The sequence below is a fragment of the Bacillus sp. RZ2MS9 genome, from assembly GCF_001816185.2.
Classification (GTDB): domain Bacteria; phylum Bacillota; class Bacilli; order Bacillales; family Bacillaceae_G; genus Bacillus_A; species Bacillus_A cereus.
The window spans coordinates 4,689,520-4,705,892 of record NZ_CP049978.1 but is presented as its reverse complement, the minus strand read 5'-3'; the positions used below and the strand labels follow the sequence as shown (position 1 = coordinate 4,705,892).

Below are 16,373 nucleotides of genomic sequence, written 5' to 3'. Positions count from 1 at the left end.
AGCAAAAATAAAACACACTGCATTAGAAGCAACAATATTCCAATATATGCGTAAGTAAGAGAAATGGAATCGGTGTACGGCCTATATATGATGGAAGTAGGAAAAGCATTTTTGTTAAGATAGATTGAGTATACGAATAGTGATGAAAGAGGAATTTTTCTAGCTACATGAGAGCACGGTAAACGTTAGATAATATTAATGAAAAGGTGATACATGTGCAAAAAGAGATTTTAAGGTTATTAGATAAAAAGCAAAGTAACTATGAATTTCCTGCTTTTGATAATGAATATATGGATATTTCACAAGTGAAATTCTCTCTTTTCTTTAAAGATGCTAAGGATTGGCTAATGGTGTTTCAAATTGTGGGTGTAGGTTCATTAGGTGTATGTAATGATATTCAAGTATATGGCGATAGAATTACTCATTCAATGGGTGATGATTGCATTTTACAATTAAATAATGGCGATTATGAGTTGTTTGATGATGAAGGTGAATTTATACCGAATATTTATAACGGCAGTTTAAAAATTCGCGAGCATCATTTTGAATATGAATTTACAGAAGAGGATTATATAAATAATGGAATAGAAGTACAAACGACAGAGCATTATTCAACATACTTTATGCGTATGCTTGCTACTAATGAGGAAGCTCAAAAATTATTGTGGTGGGATAAAGGAGAAATTTTAGAAGAGTTCGGTTTAGAAGGCGACTGGGAAGTAGCGTATGAAACGGAAGAATGGAAACATGTTGAAGACGAAAAAGTAAGTGAAAATGAATTCTTCCAATCAGTAGCCGCTGCAATAGAGAAGAAAGATCCAAGTGTTATTGTGAATGAAAATGCTAATACGCATTGGAGAAATTGGGTAGAGTTTGATTGTGACTGAAAAGGATAGGAGAAAGAATGACAAATGAAAAGAAGAAGAAAATCCGGAGAAAAAGTACAAATGCATCGTTTTGCACTACCTCTATGCTACGGAAGTGAAGCACCATATTATTATTACGAGGTAGCGCCCCATGAAAGAGAGGAACGCTTCCATTTAACATCAGATCTTTGTGTAATGGATGGTGAACATTATTTTATTAGAGGATGTTTAGAGATTCCTATAATTGACTACCACGAAAATTTCATATGGACTGTGTGGGTATCACTTAGTAAAGAAAGTTATGATGAAGTATTAGAAAAGTGGGATGAGAGAGGCCGAGAAAATAGTGATCCTTATTTTGGTTGGTTATCTGTAGAAATACCAGTTTATCCAGAAACATTAAATTTAAAAACAAATGTACATATAAGAGAAGTTGGAATGGCACCGTATGTTGAATTAGAGCCAACCGAGCATCCTTTAGCGATCGAACAAAGAAATGGAATTACTTTAGAGAGAGTTAAAGAAATAGAGGAAATGATCCAACAATATAACTAGATTAGAAGAGAAAAAACGAGTGCTAGCACTCGTTTTTTTATTACACAACCGCAGGATTATAAATCATCGTAAAGTGTCCTGGTAATAATTCAATGTGACAAGGTGTATGAAGCGAGCTTTCTCCATCTGTATCTACTTCTTTTTCTTCTTTCGTTTCAATATGAATGGATTTCGCTTTTACGTGGAAGATGTCATTTTCATTTGAGTCTTCAAATAGTTTCTTTCCGATGTAATCTTTAAATGCTTGAATACCTGTTGATTTGACTACGAAAATATCAAGTGTTCCGTCATCACATTTTACGTTCGGAATAAAGGATGGAATACCACCAAGATATTCACCATTTCCAACCATGACAAGGACAGCTTCGTCTTCATATACTTGTCCGTCATAAGTAATTTTTACTGGGAATGTTTCAGCATTTTTTACAGTTCGAATTGTGCTTAAATAGTAACCGATTTTACCAAGCTTTGCTTTTTCTTCTGCATCGATATTGTTTGATACTTCAGATACGAGTCCAATGCCCCAGAAGTTTAAGAAATGTTGTTCATTTGCTTTTGCAACGTCAACTGGTTTTATATGTTCTTTTGTAATAAGTTTTGCCGCTTCTGCAATGTTTTGCGGAACACCAAGTGTGCGAGAGAAGTCGTTGCAAGTTCCACCTGGAATGATTGCAAGTGTAGGTCTAGTTTCGAGAGGTGCTAAGCCATTTGTGCATTCAAATACTGTTCCATCACCACCAAAGACGATAATTAAATCTACTTTACTAGCAAACTCTTGGCAATATTTTGTTGCATCACCTTGTTTTTTCGTATGAAGGATATGTAGATCAGGAAAAGCTGCGGCAAGAGGTGGTACGATTTTCGTTAAATTTGTATGTAAGTCACCTTGACCAGCTTTCGGATTTACGATGAGGAGTACTTTTTCAAATTTTGTCTTTGTCATATTTCATCTCTCCCTGTAGTTTGTAATGGAAAGAAAGGAGCTGTTCCCATGTATTTTAGAACAGCTTCTCCCTATTAATTGGGTGCTAAGATTGTCAGTTATTGTCGGTAAGTCGATATATTTAAAAAATCGCCGATATACATTTTATGTACTATCGATTTTTTAAGTTATACGATTATTCCGTTACAACTGAAGCAATGAATGGTAAGTTACGATATTTTTCCGCACAGTCGATACCGTATCCAACGATGAATTCGTCTGGAATTTGGAAGCCAACATATTCAGCTGTTAAGTCTACTTTACGACGTTCTGGTTTATCAAGTAATGTACAGAACTTGAGTGCTTTTGGTTTATGCATAAAGAAGTGGTCTTTTAGGAAATGAAGTGTTAAACCAGAATCGATAATATCTTCTACAACAATTACGTTTTTCCCAGTAATGTTTACGTCGATATCTTTTAGTAGTTTCACTTTTCCTGTTGTTTCTGTTTGATTTCCGTAGCTAGATGCAGAAATAAAGTCAATTGTTACATCATTTTTGATGTTACGAATTAAATCAGCAGCAAATACGAATGAACCTTTTAATACGGCGATAACTACGATTTCTTCTCCTTCAAAGTCACGTTCGATTTGAAGTGCTAATTCTTTAACTTTTGCTTGTAATTGTTCTTCAGAAATTAAAGTGTCTTTTATTTCAATATTCATTGTAATCCTCCTACAGTGTAAAACTTATGAACATTTCGACTGTAAAGGATAGAATAGAAAAAGTCAAAGGAGATAGTAATTTTTTACAAAGATAACGACAAAATCATCTGATGATATGATATACTAAGTTTATTAAGAAAACGCTTCCATGAAGGGTGAATATGATGAAGAAGAAACAGTACACAAGTGTAACATTTATAAAAGCATTACTTTTAACAATTGTTCTTGGCCTGTTGGCTTACGTAATTGATGTACCTGCGATTCGTATTTCATTAATTGGAATGACTTTAGTGTTAGGAGCAATTTCGCACGGTATGATGTCGCAGCTAAAAGAAGCTGGACTTGATGATATGAGAGATCATATAGATAAAAAGTGAGAAACCTTCATTATATAGAGTGAAGGTTTTTTTGTTTCTTACAAAAATGTAAGGTAGTTGTAAGGCAAATCGATAGTTGCATAAGAGCATTTTGGATAAACTATGGGTGTAAGGTAAAAGGCAAGCATATTTTAGGTAAATTAAGTTTTAGGCACTCTATATGTGAAAAAGGAGTAGGAGGGCATGGAGAAACGTTGGACGACCTTTTCTTTTTTAGCGACTAGTAACACCGTAATGCTAGATGGAAAAATGGATTTTTTGCACTTGTTTGATCGTGAAAATGATCATTCTTCTTCTAAATTTACAATGAAATGGAATAAATGGAGCGAGAGTTGTAAGATTGAAGAAGAGGCCCCTAACGAAGAGCAAAAGATTATTTTAACAAACCCTATTAAAGCGTGGGTTGTTCAACGTCGTAAGTGTAACGTCAAAAATCACTTCAAGAAAACTGAGCCGAGACAATTAGTTATCGCTCCGGCCCGTTCTACTTCCAAATCACGCGAAAGTAACATGTAAATAATTGAGACACACACCCGAAAAAAACATCGTACATATTGCGATGTTTTTTTCTTTTTCTACAATGAAATCTTTAAATGAAATATATTTCATCTGCATCTTATATTTATATCTCTTGCTTATTCTAGTAATACATCCGATGCGAGTAGATGTGAATAAAATATAAGGAGAGAGTGAAAATGAAAAAGAAACTATTACCAATTTGTGCAATGGCACTTTTAACAGTAGGATATTCTTCAGTAGCGAGTGCGGATACTGGAACAGTAACAAAGGAAGAAGAAGCGCAAGTACAACAGGATAAAGCTAAAAAAGAAGAAGCAATTAAGGAACAGCAAAAAAGTGAAATAGAGAAAAAGCAAGCGGCACAAGTACAAGAAAAAAATGATATGGCTAAAAAAGAGGAAACAATAAAAGCTGAGAAAAAAAGTGAAGAAGAGAAAAAGAGAATAGCGCAAGAACAGTTAAAAAACGATATGGCCAAAAAAGAAGCAGCGATAAAAGCCGAGCAAAAGAATGAAGTAGCTAAAAAAGAAGAAGCAAAGCCAGTTGTACAAGGTGAAAAATTACCAAATACAGCATCAAATAATGTAGCAATGATGGGATTAAGTGCATGTCTTGTAGCGGTAGGTACATTATTTGGTTTGAATCGTCGCAATAAGATTAAAGCGTAAATAAAATATTTTCCTATAAAGAATGGGATAATTTCATATATTAAAAATGGTAGGTTACTCCTACCATTTTTGGCATGGAGGAATGAAGAATGAAGTTACTCAATTATATCGGTATCATATTGATTGCTATAGGGCTATTCATGGGTTCCTATTATGCTGTGGAATGGTATAAAGGAAGAAGCTCTGCCGGGCAATTAACGGCAGAAGAAATAAAGAGCCTTAAAAATATACAAGATACTCAACTTTCTCATGAAACACCTGTAACTTCTCAAGTGCCTTCTTCTCAAACAGAACATAAAGAAGGAGAAAAGGTAGCGATGTTAAACATACCGAAAATAAAGAAGAAGTTTTCTATATATTGGGGAGCAGATGATACGACTTTGAAAAAAGGAGTGGGTATGTTCGTTAGTGATTTAACGACAACTCCATCTGGAGGGGGACATACTGTACTGAGTGGACATCGAGATACTGTATTTACAGATTTAGAAGAGTTGAAAGAAAAGGATACCCTTGTTTTAGAGTATGATAATAAAACGTACACATATGAAATTCAAAAGACATGGATTACTCATGCGGATGATCGTACTGTTATTATAAAAAAAGAAGAACCGATATTAACACTGACAACTTGTTACCCATTTGATTATATAGGGGATGCACCAGATAGATATATTATCGAGGCGAAGTTAACTGGCAGTTATTCAAAGTGAAATTATAGTTTCTGAAAGCGAGAGGGGGATATATAAGTTATGTCAAAAAACATTTTAATTGTTGAAGATGAAGACATATTACGTGAAATATTAAAAGATTATTTTTTAAGTGAACAATATGTAGTGTTTGAAGCGAGGGACGGGAAAGAGGCTTTAGTTGTATTTGAAGAAGAAGAGGTTGATTTAGTTATTTTAGATATCATGTTGCCAGAACTCGATGGATGGTCTGTTTGCCGAAGGATTAGGAAGACGTCCGAGGTGCCTATTATTATGCTGACGGCGCGTGTAGATGAAGACGATACGTTACTTGGTTTTGAACTTGGAGCAGATGACTATGTGACGAAGCCGTATAGTCCTCCAATTTTATTAGCAAGAGCGAAACGATTATTAGAAAGTAGAAAAGCATCGAAGAAACCTTTAGAGAACGAAGATGATACGTTATCGATTCATGGCATCCATGTCCATTTTCCGTCGCGTACTGTTACTGTTGATGAGGCAGATGTTAGTTTAACGCATACGGAGTTTGAAATATTGGTGTATTTCATGAAAAATCAAGGAATCGTTTTAACGCGAGAGCAACTCATTTCAAGAATTTGGGGATATGAATTTGCTGGCGATGATCGAACGGTGAATAGCCATATTCGTAATTTAAGAAATAAATTAGGAGAGAAAGCAAAGTATATTACAACTGTAGTACGAACTGGTTATAAATTTGAGGGGAATGTATGAAGAAAGGAATTGTACTAAAATTATTTACTCTTACAACAGCATTATGCATGTTAATTTTAGCGACGATATTTATTGGACAAACGATATTTTTTAAACAATATTATGCGAATCGAAAAGTGGAAGATATTAAAGTGAATTTAAATTCCTTTGAGAAGAACTATTTAAATCGTGCAGGAAATGCAGAAGAAATTCAGAAACTAGAGCAAGACTTTTTAAGAGAAAATAATACGTGGATTACGACATTAGATAAGAACGGGAATTTAAAACATGCAGATGATTTTTATTTTGAAGTAACGATAGATCGTAGGCAACAAAAGAGCTTTGGACAACAAATATTTAAAATTCCCTTAGGTAATCTCGTCAATATAGAGGAAATTGATAATAAATTATCAGAGCAGTTTTTAGGGCAAGAAATTTATTTTTCTGGAGTGAGAAAAGAAGATAGTTTTATTCCATTCTCTTTTTCTTTATCTAAGCAGAATTTAAGCGGATCTAATAAACCGCTAGAAAAAGCATTTAATGAGAAAATGAGTAAATTAAATGAGGAGAAAAAGAGAGCAGCTGAGGAACAACTTGTTAAGGAAAAGAAACCAGCTGTTCAGGAGCAAGCTGCTCAAGAATCAAATGTTTACATAGGTGGACGTGTTACAAAAGTACAGTTACCAGATGTAAAAGGTCCTGTGAATCCAATTTATAAAAATGGCATCTTCTTAGATAACATAAAAGAATTTCAAACTAATTTATTATTAAAAGAGAGCAAGCCCATACAATATACAACACAAACAATGGACTATGAAAAAAATGATATTAAATATAAATTATTAATGAAACCAATAAAAGAAAAAGACGGATCAGTAACATATATTTATGCGATGGCTTCTTTACAGCCCGTAGATGAAGCTGTACAAATGGTGCAAGATTACTATATCTACATCATTGCATTTGTAGTTGTTCTTATTTTTTTAGCTTCGTTCTATTACTCAAAACAAATTGCCAAACCGTTATTAAAAATAAATGATACGACGAAGAAAATAGCACAATTAGATTTTACAGAAAAAATACCGATTACTTCAAAAGATGAAATTGGAGATTTGTCGAAAAATATTAATGTGCTATCAAATAAACTCCATTCACATATTGGACAGTTAGAAGAAGATATTGAAAAGGAAAGAAAGTTAGAAAATACACGGAAAGAATTCATTTCTGGTGTTTCGCATGAATTAAAAACACCGCTAAGTATTATGAAAAGTTGTATTTCCATTTTAAAAGACGGGGTAGCTGAGCATAAAAAAGAGTATTATTTTCAAGCGATGGAGAGAGAAGTAGACAAAATGGATACTTTAATTTTGGATATGCTTGAGCTAGCTAAATTTGAATCTGGTACATATAAAATGAAAAAGTCTGCGTTTTATATTGATACAGTAATTGAAGATATATGTGAACATCTATCTGTGGAAATAGAGAAAAAAGAACTTCATGTTCATAAAAATATACATTCATTTGAAGTGATTGCAAATCAAGGCCGGATTGAACAAGTCATCGTTAACTTCATTACGAATGCCATACGTTATACACCAAATAAAGAAGATATTATTATTTCTACAATAGATGAGAAGGATCGTATAAAAGTGTGCATTGAAAATAAAGGTACTCACATTGAAGAAGAACAATTAGATAAAATTTGGGATCGTTTTTATCGCGTGGATACAGCTCGTCAGCGTTCACAAGGTGGGACGGGACTTGGGCTTGCTATTTCTAAAAATATTTTAGAATTACACGATGCTGAATATGGAGTGAAAAATACAGAAGACGGTGTATTATTTTACTTCTACTTACCGAAAAAAGCGTAGATAATGCATGCTACGCTTTTTTTAATTTATTTTCATATTATCTTTACCTAATCTTTATTTTTAAGCGATATAATCTGGTTAGAAAATGAGGTTATGTAAGGAGTCGATGAACCGTGCATAGCAATTGGCTAAGTATAATGGTATTTATTTTCTTTTGCGCATTTATTGTATTTTTAATTAATATTACGATATGAAAAAAGAGCGCTCATTAAGCGCCCTTTTTTTGTGTATTCATTTGATAAGCACTGATGCTTTTGAATAAGCGTGGGGAAGTGAGGAATAAAAATATAAGTAAAACTGTACATAAAATAAAAGAACCAAGCATTGTACTTCCATTTACGATTAATGAATATAACACAGCTGATTGACCTTTCGGCGCATATTGTCCCCAGAAAATAATACCGGCAATAAAGTGACAGAAATAGCGAGCAAAGCTACCGACAAATGTAGCAAGGATAATGTAAACAAGGATTTTCTTACCATGGTTTTGTTTTGCTGAAGGTTTTTCATTGCGACTACCTAAACTTGAATGTTCTTCACTATTTTCATTAGACGTTAAAAGTGCTTTTTGAATTGGACGATAGAATAAGCCAGCAAATCCGATAAAAGCAAAGGCAATGAAGTACTCAATGAATGCTTGAACAGGTGTTAAAATATAAGCATCCCCCACGACTATTTGTAATAGTCCCCAAACTAAACCACCTAAGAAAGCTGATTTAAAGCCCCAGCGGTAAGCAATAATAAAAATAGGAATCATAGCGAATGAGATAGAACCGCCTGTTGGAAGTTTAAGTGATAATGGTAAAATATCGATAATCATGGCGAAGGCTGCAAGAATAGCAGATTCGATCATCGCTTGTAAATTGGTGTTACGCATGTTGTCTCCCCCTAAATCCAAGTTGTACAAAAAAGAATAGATATCATAGGAGGATACGAAATACGTAAATAAAAATGAGGTATGTATTTCGGACGTTTGCACAATCCCTGCGTTAGCATTAACTAACAGGTTCGAAGGGTCGGAACGAAGTGTTCCCTCTCAGCGGCATGGCTCCCCCAGTGATAACGAGATTCTTTATTTGCTATTGTTTATTGTAAGCGAAATGGATGAGAATGGCAAACGAATACAGTATGACAATAATTGAAATAGAATTGTAGCGAAATGTTAATAAATATGAAGCAAAAGGGTATAGTACAAGAGAAATTGGGTGTGGTATAATTTTTTTGAAAATAATTATCATTCTCTTCTGAGGGGGAAGGTTATGAGTTTAGTAGATATTAAAATTGGAGAGAAAGTGTTAGTAAAAAGTATTCAGTCTTTAGATCAGCTATTAAAGCGTAGACTAGCTGCTTTCGGTCTTGCTGAAGGAAGCGAACTTCGCCTGAAACAGAAAGCGATGTTCAAAGGTCCTTGTACATTGGAGTGTCGTGGACAGTTAATTAGTATTCGTCATTGTGACGCGAAAATGATAAAGGTGGAATTAGCGTGAATAAGGTAGCTTTGCTAGGGAATCCGAATACAGGGAAGACATCATTATTTAATGCACTTACTGGTTCTTATGAGTATGTAGGAAACTGGAGCGGTGTAACAGTAGAAAAGAAGGTTGGTAAATTAAAAGATAGACAAGGAACATTAATTGATTTACCAGGTGTTTATGATTTAAATCCAGTTTCACGTGATGAAGGTGTTGTAACAAACTTTCTATTAACAGAAGAATTTAATCATATGTTAAATATCGTAGATTCCTCGCAGTTTGAAAGAAATATGCATTTAACGTTGCAATTACTTGAATTTGGTAAGCCAGTCTCAATTGGTTTAAACATGGTTGATGTGGCGAAGCAAAGAGGAATTGTCATTAATGTAAAACGATTATCAGAACTATTAGGTGTAACAGTCGTTCCTGTTGTTGCAAGAAGTGGAAAAGGCTGTGAAGAACTGCTTACGACTCTTAAAGAAAATGACAAAAAAGAGAAAAAGCCATTCCTTATTTCATATGGTGTACAAATGGATGAAGGAATTGGAGAAGTAATTGCTCTTTTAGAGACAGCGAATTACGAGCATCCGAGATGGTTAGCACTTCAATTTTTAAGCAATAACGAAGTAGTAGAAAAAGAAATGAAAGCATTACCAATTTATAAGGAACTCATAGCCATTCGATCTCGCTTAGAAGGAAAACTTGATTGTACGTTAGAAGAGCACATTTACAAAACTCGTGAAGCGTATATTGAAAAGTTAAAAACAAATGTTATGAAGCATGAGAAAGAAGGAAAAATTCCTTTTTCAGAAAAAATTGATAGATTAATTACACATAAAATTTTAGGACTTCCAATCTTTTTAGCAGTTATGTTTTTTATTTTTCAGGTTACGTTTACGTGGATTGGTACACCTTTATCTGATATGTTAGATGAGTTTTTTGGTGGCCAGCTTACGGATTGGGTGACGGCTGGACTTACAAGTATTGGAGCTTCTCATTTTATTCAAGCACTCGTTACAGAAGGTATTATTGCCGGTGTTGGTGCTGTATTAGTATTCGTACCACAAATCTTTGCACTATTCTTTTTCATTTCATTATTAGAAGACTCAGGGTATATGGCGCGAATTGCAGTTGTTATGGATAGAATTATGGAGTTTTTCGGCTTAAACGGAAAAGCTTTTATTCCGATGATTATCGGTTTTGGATGTAACGTTCCAGGTATTATGGCTGCGAGAACGATTGAACAGGAGAAAGAACGTTTACTTACCATTTTAGTAACACCATTTATGTCTTGTTCAGCACGATTACCTGTATATGCATTATTTGCGGGCGTATTCTTCCCGCATAGTCAGGCGACTGTTGTATTTTCTTTATATGTTGCAGGGATTGTTCTTGCGTTATTAGTTACAAAAATTATGTCTCTTACGATTTTGAAAGCGGAAAAGTCTATTTTCGTAATTGAATTACCGCCTTACCGTGTGCCACAAGCGAAAACATTATGGCTGAGCACGTGGGAGAAAGGAAAAGGATTTGTTCGTAAAGCTGGTACATTCATCTTTGGTGGTTCGGTTGTCATTTGGTTATTAAACTATGCAGGTCCATCAGGATTTGGTGTTGATATGGGAGACAGTTACTTAGCGATGATTGGTGGATTTATCGCACCGCTATTTGCACCGCTCGGCTTTGGAACGTGGCAAGCTGCAGCATCCCTTTTAACAGGATTTTTAGCGAAGGAAGTTGTCGTTTCAACAATGGCAATTATTTATGCAGTTAAAGAAGATGTGCTTGGAAACGTAATGGGAGCACATTATACAGCATTATCAGCTTATGCATTTATGTTCTTTATTTTATTATACGTTCCATGTTTAGCGACGGTGGCTGTTATTAAACGTGAAACAGGATCAGCGAAATGGACGATTTTCTCAGTCGTTTACCCGCTTGTTGTTGCTTATGTATTAACGCTTATTATATACCAAGTTGGATCTTTACTAGGATTCTAAAAGGAGATGTATAATGATGGTCAATATTATAATTGGAGCTATCATTTTTGGTTATGCAGCATACACGTTAGTTAATTTTGTAAAGAGAAGTAAAAAAGGAAAATGCGCAGCATGTTCTTTAAATAAGTCATGTCAGTCGAAAACTTGTAGTCCAGATATGGAACAAGTTGCTCATAATAAATAGAAAAAAGCTTTGCGAATGTCGCAAAGCTTTTTTGTTTTACTTTTTAATTTTTACAAGTTGAGAAGCTTCGACGCCGTTGTAACCAGGGAATTCTTTACTTGGGTCTTTATCAAATTTTAATACACCTACAGATTTTTCATCACCTTTTACATTGTTGTAAGTTGCGTCATCGACAATCGCATACATATCTGTATATGCACGGCCACTTCCGATAATTGTGTTGCCTTCATATTTTAATTTCGCTCCATCAAGTGTAGCATTTTCTACTTTTTCTTTTGCAAATAATACACCTTGTTCTGTTGTTACAGCTGGTAATTTATCAAGTGGTTTCGTGTTGTCTTTTTCATCAACTTTGCTAAGTAACTCTTTTTTCACTAGTTCCTCACCAGTTTTCTTATCCATTACAAGAACTTTTTTACCATCTAATGTTGTCATTTTCATTTTATAGAAGTCTTTTTCTTTCACTTCTTTTTTGTTTTTATCTGTAATTTGCTGAACTTGTTCTTCTGAGCCGTACAGTACAAAACCGTTCGCTTTCTCTCCTAATAAAGAACAACCTGATAATGCTCCAAGTGAAATTGCTGCTGCTAATCCGATTCCTACTAATTTTTTCATGATGATTTCTCCTTTTATATGTTTTATATTAAATACAATTTTTGTATTATTGCTTACAAGTGAAGAAGCTTGTTTGTTGCTTCTGGTATTAGTGTATAAGAAATATCAGAATGCAACTATCGAGTTAGCTTACAGTAACATTACACTTATGTAATTTAGTGAAATTGCACAAAAGTAAGTTAATTTCAAAGAGGGATAATGAGAATATATTAGAAATACAATATTGTATATAGAATGTCATATTATAATGGATGTATTTTGGAAATAACATGTAAGGACATATTAGTTTTGTTATAATAAACACATAGGCTGTAAAAATGAATATTCTTTACTGTAAAGGGAGATTTTTCAGTTTTCCAAGTAGTGAATTTGAAATATGAGGTATATCATAGGAGGAATTTAGATGTCTGTATTCAAACGATTAAGAGATTTAACAATGTCGAATGTATATTCATTAATTGAAAAAGCGGAAGATCCAGTTAAGATGACGGATCAATATTTACGCGATATGCAAGCGGATGTACAAGAAGCTGAGAAAAGTGTAGCAGCTCAAATCGCGCTTGAGAAGAAATTCAAAATATTATTTGAAGAGCAAGAAGCACTTGTGAAAAAACGTGAAGAGCAAGCTCATATGGCTGTTCAAGCTAATAACTTAGATCTTGCGCGCCGTGCACTAGAAGAAAAACAAAATGCGGAGCAAAAGATGAATGAGTATAAAGCAAGCTATGAGCAAAATAAAGCTGCTGCTGATAACCTGCGCCTAAAGCTAGAAGAAATGCGTAAGCAATTAAATGAGCTGAAAAATAAACGTGAGACACTTGTAGCGCGTGTAAATGCGGCGAAAGCACAAAAGAATATTAATCAGGCGATGTCTGGATTTGATTCAAACTCAGCAAAAGCTGGTTTAAGCCGTATGGAAGAGAAAGCTCTTCAATTAGAGGCTGAAGCAGAAGCAAGCGGTGAAGTTTATAAGAAAGAAAAATCATTAGATGATGAATTCGCAAGCTTAAACAAAAATTCTGCTGTTGACGATGAATTAGCTCGTATTATGAAGCAGTATGAGAAATAATATAGAATAAAGACAAATGAACCGACATGTCTAAATATATTCATGTCGGTTTTCTATTATATTTAGAGGAGGTTTTGCAATGACATGGATGAATGTAGTTGCCATGCTTGTATGGACTGGAGCGAGTGCAGTACTTTTATTTGCAATTATGTGGGTTGATTCAATTTTTACAAAATACAATGATTTAAAAGAAATTAAAAATGGAAATACAGCTGTAACAACTCGTTTTATTATGAAATTATTTGCACAAGGGTACATTTTATCCCAATCAATTACGAAAGCAAATGACTTATGGCAGGCACTTCTTGCTTCAGCAGTTTCTTTCGTTATTTTATTAGTGGTAGAAATGTTTATCGAATTTGTATTAAAGAAAATGTCTGGTCTTGATTTAGAAGAAGGTACGAAAGAAGGTAGCGTTGCACATGCGATGTTAGCCGGATCATTACATATTGTTGGTGCACTAATTTTAGGTGCTTGTTTATAAAGAGAAAAGGAGGGGTAGATCATGAGTTTATTTAAACGAATTAAAAATATAATGAAAAGCCCAGAGCCACCGAAGCCGGAAAAGAGTCTTTTAACGTTAGCTCCTGGCGATATGATTGAAGTGTCATTAGTTATGTATGAATTAATTGGGAAAACGAGTATGCATTCGCGTAAGGAAATTGTTTTGACATTGCAAGATGGAAAAGACATTCGTTATTTAAAAATTGAAGATCGTGAAAATACGTATTACAAATTATATACACCAATTGATGGTCGCTTAGATTCAATTGATGAAATTCCGACGACAATTGAAATGGATGATACCGAGTACCATATGGAAGAACAATATAACGGACGTGTTGTTGTTATGGGAAAAACTCCATTCTCAGCTTCAGAAGAACAGCACGTATGGGAATTCCAATCAGACAATCGAAAATTATTGCGTATTGAATGGCAAAATGGTCGCACAATGATGTATGAGGGAGAAGCAATCATTCCTGCTGATGTACAAATTATAAGAGCAACGTAAGGGGGCGTAATCATGTCAAACCGATTGTTTACCATGATTAAATCGTTTGTAATCCCTATACTTGCTATCGTTATATTACTTGTTGTTGCTGGTTATGCCTTATCAGGTTGTCAAGGCGGGCAGACAAAGTCGATTCAAGACCGTTATCCACTTGAATCTGTTGCCAAGGAAGGTAAACAAGAATCTTACGTGTATAGGGCCGCCAATCGGTCAGTTCCTGAAGTAGCGAAGGAACTCATTAACGAAAGAGAACCGAAGCAAGCATCTAAAGAAGACGAAAATCAAATGTTCCTCGTTTATTCTGATAAGATTTATAACCTGCAAAAGGATAAAGAGAAACCATCTGATACGTTAATTGAAATAAGTAATAAAGAATTTGTCCGTCAAAATTACCAACCGTCCTTCTTGCAAGGATATATTATGGGTAGCATATTAAACGATATATTCGGTTCAAAAAGATCATCATCCGGTGATTACCGAGGATATAATGACAGACAAAATCATCAACCAGTTATTCCAGAAAGACCACCTACGAAAGAAGAAAAGAAAACCCCACCTCCAATTACGAAGGAAGGGAAAGGATCTATCATTAAGCGAGGCGATAATGTAGATTCGAAACCATCAGTAGGTGATAAGGGAAGTATTACTGAAAAAGGAAGTAATACGACGCCCCCACCTTCTACTGGAAGCAAGGGGAAAATTACGAAAACACCAGGCGGTTCAAGCGGATCAGATGTGAAGCCAAAATCATCTATTAAAACGCCGCCAAGGAATACATCTCCTCCGAAAACGAGGGTCGGTGGTTCAGGAAAGATTACGAAGAGAAGATAGTGTAGAGACCGAAAAGTGTAAATTGCTTTTTGGTCTTTTTTTGTTATGGGAATTAATCCCTTTCAGTTGGTACGATTTAGGCATAAGGGGGAAAGTAAAAATATATCAGCGATTATTAGAATATATCGACCACAACTCAAAATATATCAGCGATTATTGAAATATATCGACTTACCGACAAAAACTGACAACGATAGCAACTTAATAATAAAAAGAGGGTGTGCCAAAATTTTGGCACACCCTCTTTTATATAACGATTAATGAATATCACGTTTCTTGAAATTACCGCCTTTTACTTCTGCTACGTCATAAACTGTAATAAAGGCGTGTGGATCGATTTCATTAATAAGTTCTTTCATTTTACTTTCTTCTAAACGGTTAATTACGCAAGAAATTTCTTTGAATTTCTCTCTTGAATAACCACCGTATACTTCGTTATATGTTGCACTTCGGCCTAAACGATCGCGAATTGTTTCTACCATTAATTCAGGCTCTTTTGTAATAATTTTAAATGCTTTTGAACCACTTAAACCAACTTCAACGATATGAATCACTTTCGAAGCGATAAAGTAAGCAATTGCCGAAAGGATAGCTCCTTGAAGACCGAATACCGTTGATACGAAAATAAATACGAACATGTTTAAGAATAAAATAAGGTCACTCGTTCCAAATGGTAACTTACGAGAAAGCAATACAGCAAGCATATCGATTCCATCTAATGCCCCACCGTTACGTAATGCTAGTCCCATACCAAAACCGATGATAATACCACCAACAACTGTAACTAATAATGTATCGCCTTCAATAATAGCTGGTATTCCGTGCATGACAACGGTACCTACTGCTAATGAAGCAATTCCGATAATAGAATAAATCGCAAAGCTTTTACCGATTTGCTTATACCCTAACCAAACGAAAGGAATGTTAATAACTGCGATTAGAGCTCCTAATGGCAATCCAAATAATCTTGAACTAACGATACTTAAACCAGTCACACCACCGTCTGATACGTTATTTGGAATTAATACTGCTTCTAATCCGTACGCTGTGATAAATGCCCCAATAATAATCATCAAAGCTTTTGAAGCAATTTTTAGCTTATTGGGCTTGTTTTTGATAATTTTCTCCATATAATTTCCTCGTTTCAAACTAGTTTCTTATTTGTTACGTCATTCACACCTAAATTTTATTTTAACATTTAATTTGAAAAAATTCTCCTTTAATGGATGTATGCAGGGAATATTATCACCATATTATCTTTAAAATATTT

20 protein-coding genes and 1 riboswitch are annotated in these 16,373 nt (G+C 34.5%); of the genes, 15 read left to right on the top strand and 5 right to left on the bottom strand.

Annotation, left to right across the window (positions count from 1 at the left end; genetic code table 11):
* The first annotated feature begins 215 nt into the window (after nt 1-215).
* Both BHV55_RS24060 and BHV55_RS24055 read left to right on the top strand, forming a co-directional pair.
* Nucleotides 216-887, top strand: a complete 672-nt coding sequence (locus tag BHV55_RS24060) for a DUF7003 family protein (RefSeq protein WP_070757024.1) — start codon at nt 216-218, stop codon at nt 885-887.
* A 24-nt stretch (nt 888-911) separates the two neighbouring features.
* Complete coding sequence (locus BHV55_RS24055; RefSeq protein WP_000830212.1) at nt 912-1,421, top strand: DUF2199 domain-containing protein; 510 nt, start codon at nt 912-914, stop codon at nt 1,419-1,421.
* A gap of 40 nt (nt 1,422-1,461) precedes the next feature.
* On the opposite strand, the gene BHV55_RS24050 is transcribed toward BHV55_RS24055, so the two are convergent.
* Entirely contained in the window at nt 1,462-2,364 is a 903-nt protein-coding gene (locus BHV55_RS24050) for a diacylglycerol/lipid kinase family protein (protein WP_000167895.1), read from the bottom strand.
* A 175-nt stretch (nt 2,365-2,539) separates the two neighbouring features.
* Nucleotides 2,540-3,067, bottom strand: coding sequence for a hypoxanthine phosphoribosyltransferase (gene hpt / locus BHV55_RS24045; protein ID WP_001019298.1), 528 nt, complete (start codon nt 3,065-3,067; stop codon nt 2,540-2,542).
* 161 nt (nt 3,068-3,228) lie between these two features.
* Between hpt and BHV55_RS24040 the strand changes: the two genes are divergently transcribed.
* The 6 genes from BHV55_RS24040 (at nt 3,229) to BHV55_RS24015 (ending at nt 7,920) form a co-directional block, all read left to right on the top strand.
* A complete protein-coding gene (locus BHV55_RS24040) occupies nt 3,229-3,444 on the top strand; it encodes a hypothetical protein (protein WP_002001286.1) in 216 nt (71 codons plus the stop codon).
* Nucleotides 3,445-3,627: 183 nt separating this feature from the next.
* Nucleotides 3,628-3,960, top strand: a complete 333-nt coding sequence (locus tag BHV55_RS24035; protein WP_000415619.1) for a hypothetical protein — start codon at nt 3,628-3,630, stop codon at nt 3,958-3,960.
* A gap of 179 nt (nt 3,961-4,139) precedes the next feature.
* Complete coding sequence (locus tag BHV55_RS24030) at nt 4,140-4,631, top strand: LPXTG cell wall anchor domain-containing protein (RefSeq protein ID WP_000728022.1); 492 nt, start codon at nt 4,140-4,142, stop codon at nt 4,629-4,631.
* An 89-nt stretch (nt 4,632-4,720) separates the two neighbouring features.
* A complete protein-coding gene (locus BHV55_RS24025; protein WP_070757023.1) occupies nt 4,721-5,341 on the top strand; it encodes a class D sortase in 621 nt (206 codons plus the stop codon).
* Nucleotides 5,342-5,380: 39 nt separating this feature from the next.
* Nucleotides 5,381-6,070 carry a response regulator transcription factor gene (locus tag BHV55_RS24020; RefSeq protein WP_000041848.1) on the top strand — a complete coding sequence of 230 codons (690 nt, stop codon included), beginning with the start codon at nt 5,381-5,383 and terminating at the stop codon, nt 6,068-6,070.
* Nucleotides 6,067-7,920 carry a sensor histidine kinase gene (locus BHV55_RS24015; RefSeq protein WP_070757022.1) on the top strand — a complete coding sequence of 618 codons (1,854 nt, stop codon included), beginning with the start codon at nt 6,067-6,069 and terminating at the stop codon, nt 7,918-7,920. Before BHV55_RS24020 ends, BHV55_RS24015 begins: the two co-directional genes overlap by 4 nt.
* 208 nt (nt 7,921-8,128) lie before the next feature.
* Here the strand turns inward: BHV55_RS24015 and thiT are convergent, their stop codons facing one another.
* Entirely contained in the window at nt 8,129-8,797 is a 669-nt protein-coding gene (gene thiT / locus BHV55_RS24010; RefSeq protein ID WP_001246585.1) for an energy-coupled thiamine transporter ThiT, read from the bottom strand.
* Nucleotides 8,798-8,883: 86 nt separating this feature from the next.
* Nucleotides 8,884-8,985: riboswitch (TPP riboswitch) on the bottom strand.
* Between the two features lie 194 nt (nt 8,986-9,179).
* Between thiT and BHV55_RS24005 the strand changes: the two genes are divergently transcribed.
* From BHV55_RS24005 to BHV55_RS23995, 3 genes are read left to right on the top strand one after another with little or no spacing between them, the layout of a single operon-like run.
* Nucleotides 9,180-9,407 (top strand): FeoA family protein, encoded by a 228-nt coding sequence (locus tag BHV55_RS24005; RefSeq protein ID WP_000060512.1) that lies wholly within the window; start codon nt 9,180-9,182, stop codon nt 9,405-9,407.
* Nucleotides 9,404-11,392, top strand: a complete 1,989-nt coding sequence (feoB, locus tag BHV55_RS24000; RefSeq protein WP_070757021.1) for a ferrous iron transport protein B — start codon at nt 9,404-9,406, stop codon at nt 11,390-11,392. Before BHV55_RS24005 ends, feoB begins: the two co-directional genes overlap by 4 nt.
* A 13-nt stretch (nt 11,393-11,405) precedes the next feature.
* Entirely contained in the window at nt 11,406-11,576 is a 171-nt protein-coding gene (locus tag BHV55_RS23995; RefSeq protein ID WP_000989593.1) for a FeoB-associated Cys-rich membrane protein, read from the top strand.
* A gap of 36 nt (nt 11,577-11,612) precedes the next feature.
* Here BHV55_RS23995 and BHV55_RS23990 read toward each other — a convergent pair whose 3' ends face one another.
* Complete coding sequence (locus BHV55_RS23990; RefSeq protein WP_000737502.1) at nt 11,613-12,191, bottom strand: lipoprotein BA_5634 family protein; 579 nt, start codon at nt 12,189-12,191, stop codon at nt 11,613-11,615.
* Between the two features lie 403 nt (nt 12,192-12,594).
* Here BHV55_RS23990 and BHV55_RS23985 point away from each other — a divergent pair, with 403 nt between their 5' ends.
* The 4 genes from BHV55_RS23985 (at nt 12,595) to BHV55_RS23970 (ending at nt 15,103) form a co-directional block, all read left to right on the top strand.
* Nucleotides 12,595-13,260 (top strand): PspA/IM30 family protein, encoded by a 666-nt coding sequence (locus BHV55_RS23985; RefSeq protein WP_000110280.1) that lies wholly within the window; start codon nt 12,595-12,597, stop codon nt 13,258-13,260.
* A 79-nt stretch (nt 13,261-13,339) separates the two neighbouring features.
* Nucleotides 13,340-13,744 carry a DUF350 domain-containing protein gene (locus tag BHV55_RS23980; protein ID WP_000220087.1) on the top strand — a complete coding sequence of 135 codons (405 nt, stop codon included), beginning with the start codon at nt 13,340-13,342 and terminating at the stop codon, nt 13,742-13,744.
* A 21-nt stretch (nt 13,745-13,765) separates the two neighbouring features.
* Nucleotides 13,766-14,272, top strand: a complete 507-nt coding sequence (locus BHV55_RS23975; RefSeq protein ID WP_000051744.1) for a DUF4178 domain-containing protein — start codon at nt 13,766-13,768, stop codon at nt 14,270-14,272.
* Between the two features lie 12 nt (nt 14,273-14,284).
* Nucleotides 14,285-15,103 carry a DUF4247 domain-containing protein gene (locus tag BHV55_RS23970; RefSeq protein ID WP_000071185.1) on the top strand — a complete coding sequence of 273 codons (819 nt, stop codon included), beginning with the start codon at nt 14,285-14,287 and terminating at the stop codon, nt 15,101-15,103.
* A gap of 257 nt (nt 15,104-15,360) precedes the next feature.
* Here the strand turns inward: BHV55_RS23970 and BHV55_RS23965 are convergent, their stop codons facing one another.
* Nucleotides 15,361-16,233, bottom strand: a complete 873-nt coding sequence (locus BHV55_RS23965; RefSeq protein WP_000411244.1) for a YitT family protein — start codon at nt 16,231-16,233, stop codon at nt 15,361-15,363.
* Nucleotides 16,234-16,373 lie beyond the last annotated feature (140 nt).

What these genes read in the sequence shown, in the direction of transcription:
- BHV55_RS24030 (WP_000728022.1), top strand. Translation starts at nt 4,140, where the DNA reads ATGAAAAAGAAACTATTACCAATTTGTGCAATGGCACTTTTAACAGTA.
- BHV55_RS24015 (WP_070757022.1), top strand. Translation starts at nt 6,067, where the DNA reads ATGAAGAAAGGAATTGTACTAAAATTATTTACTCTTACAACAGCATTA.
- BHV55_RS24020 (WP_000041848.1), top strand. Translation starts at nt 5,381, where the DNA reads ATGTCAAAAAACATTTTAATTGTTGAAGATGAAGACATATTACGTGAA.
- BHV55_RS24005 (WP_000060512.1), top strand. Translation starts at nt 9,180, where the DNA reads ATGAGTTTAGTAGATATTAAAATTGGAGAGAAAGTGTTAGTAAAAAGT.
- BHV55_RS23970 (WP_000071185.1), top strand. Translation starts at nt 14,285, where the DNA reads ATGTCAAACCGATTGTTTACCATGATTAAATCGTTTGTAATCCCTATA.
- BHV55_RS23980 (WP_000220087.1), top strand. Translation starts at nt 13,340, where the DNA reads ATGACATGGATGAATGTAGTTGCCATGCTTGTATGGACTGGAGCGAGT.
- BHV55_RS23995 (WP_000989593.1), top strand. Translation starts at nt 11,406, where the DNA reads ATGATGGTCAATATTATAATTGGAGCTATCATTTTTGGTTATGCAGCA.
- BHV55_RS24035 (WP_000415619.1), top strand. Translation starts at nt 3,628, where the DNA reads ATGGAGAAACGTTGGACGACCTTTTCTTTTTTAGCGACTAGTAACACC.
- BHV55_RS24055 (WP_000830212.1), top strand. Translation starts at nt 912, where the DNA reads ATGAAAAGAAGAAGAAAATCCGGAGAAAAAGTACAAATGCATCGTTTT.
- BHV55_RS24025 (WP_070757023.1), top strand. Translation starts at nt 4,721, where the DNA reads ATGAAGTTACTCAATTATATCGGTATCATATTGATTGCTATAGGGCTA.
- BHV55_RS24050 (WP_000167895.1), bottom strand. Translation starts at nt 2,364, where the DNA reads ATGACAAAGACAAAATTTGAAAAAGTACTCCTCATCGTAAATCCGAAA.
- BHV55_RS23985 (WP_000110280.1), top strand. Translation starts at nt 12,595, where the DNA reads ATGTCTGTATTCAAACGATTAAGAGATTTAACAATGTCGAATGTATAT.
- BHV55_RS24040 (WP_002001286.1), top strand. Translation starts at nt 3,229, where the DNA reads ATGATGAAGAAGAAACAGTACACAAGTGTAACATTTATAAAAGCATTA.
- hpt (WP_001019298.1), bottom strand. Translation starts at nt 3,067, where the DNA reads ATGAATATTGAAATAAAAGACACTTTAATTTCTGAAGAACAATTACAA.
- thiT (WP_001246585.1), bottom strand. Translation starts at nt 8,797, where the DNA reads ATGCGTAACACCAATTTACAAGCGATGATCGAATCTGCTATTCTTGCA.
- BHV55_RS23975 (WP_000051744.1), top strand. Translation starts at nt 13,766, where the DNA reads ATGAGTTTATTTAAACGAATTAAAAATATAATGAAAAGCCCAGAGCCA.
- BHV55_RS23990 (WP_000737502.1), bottom strand. Translation starts at nt 12,191, where the DNA reads ATGAAAAAATTAGTAGGAATCGGATTAGCAGCAGCAATTTCACTTGGA.
- BHV55_RS23965 (WP_000411244.1), bottom strand. Translation starts at nt 16,233, where the DNA reads ATGGAGAAAATTATCAAAAACAAGCCCAATAAGCTAAAAATTGCTTCA.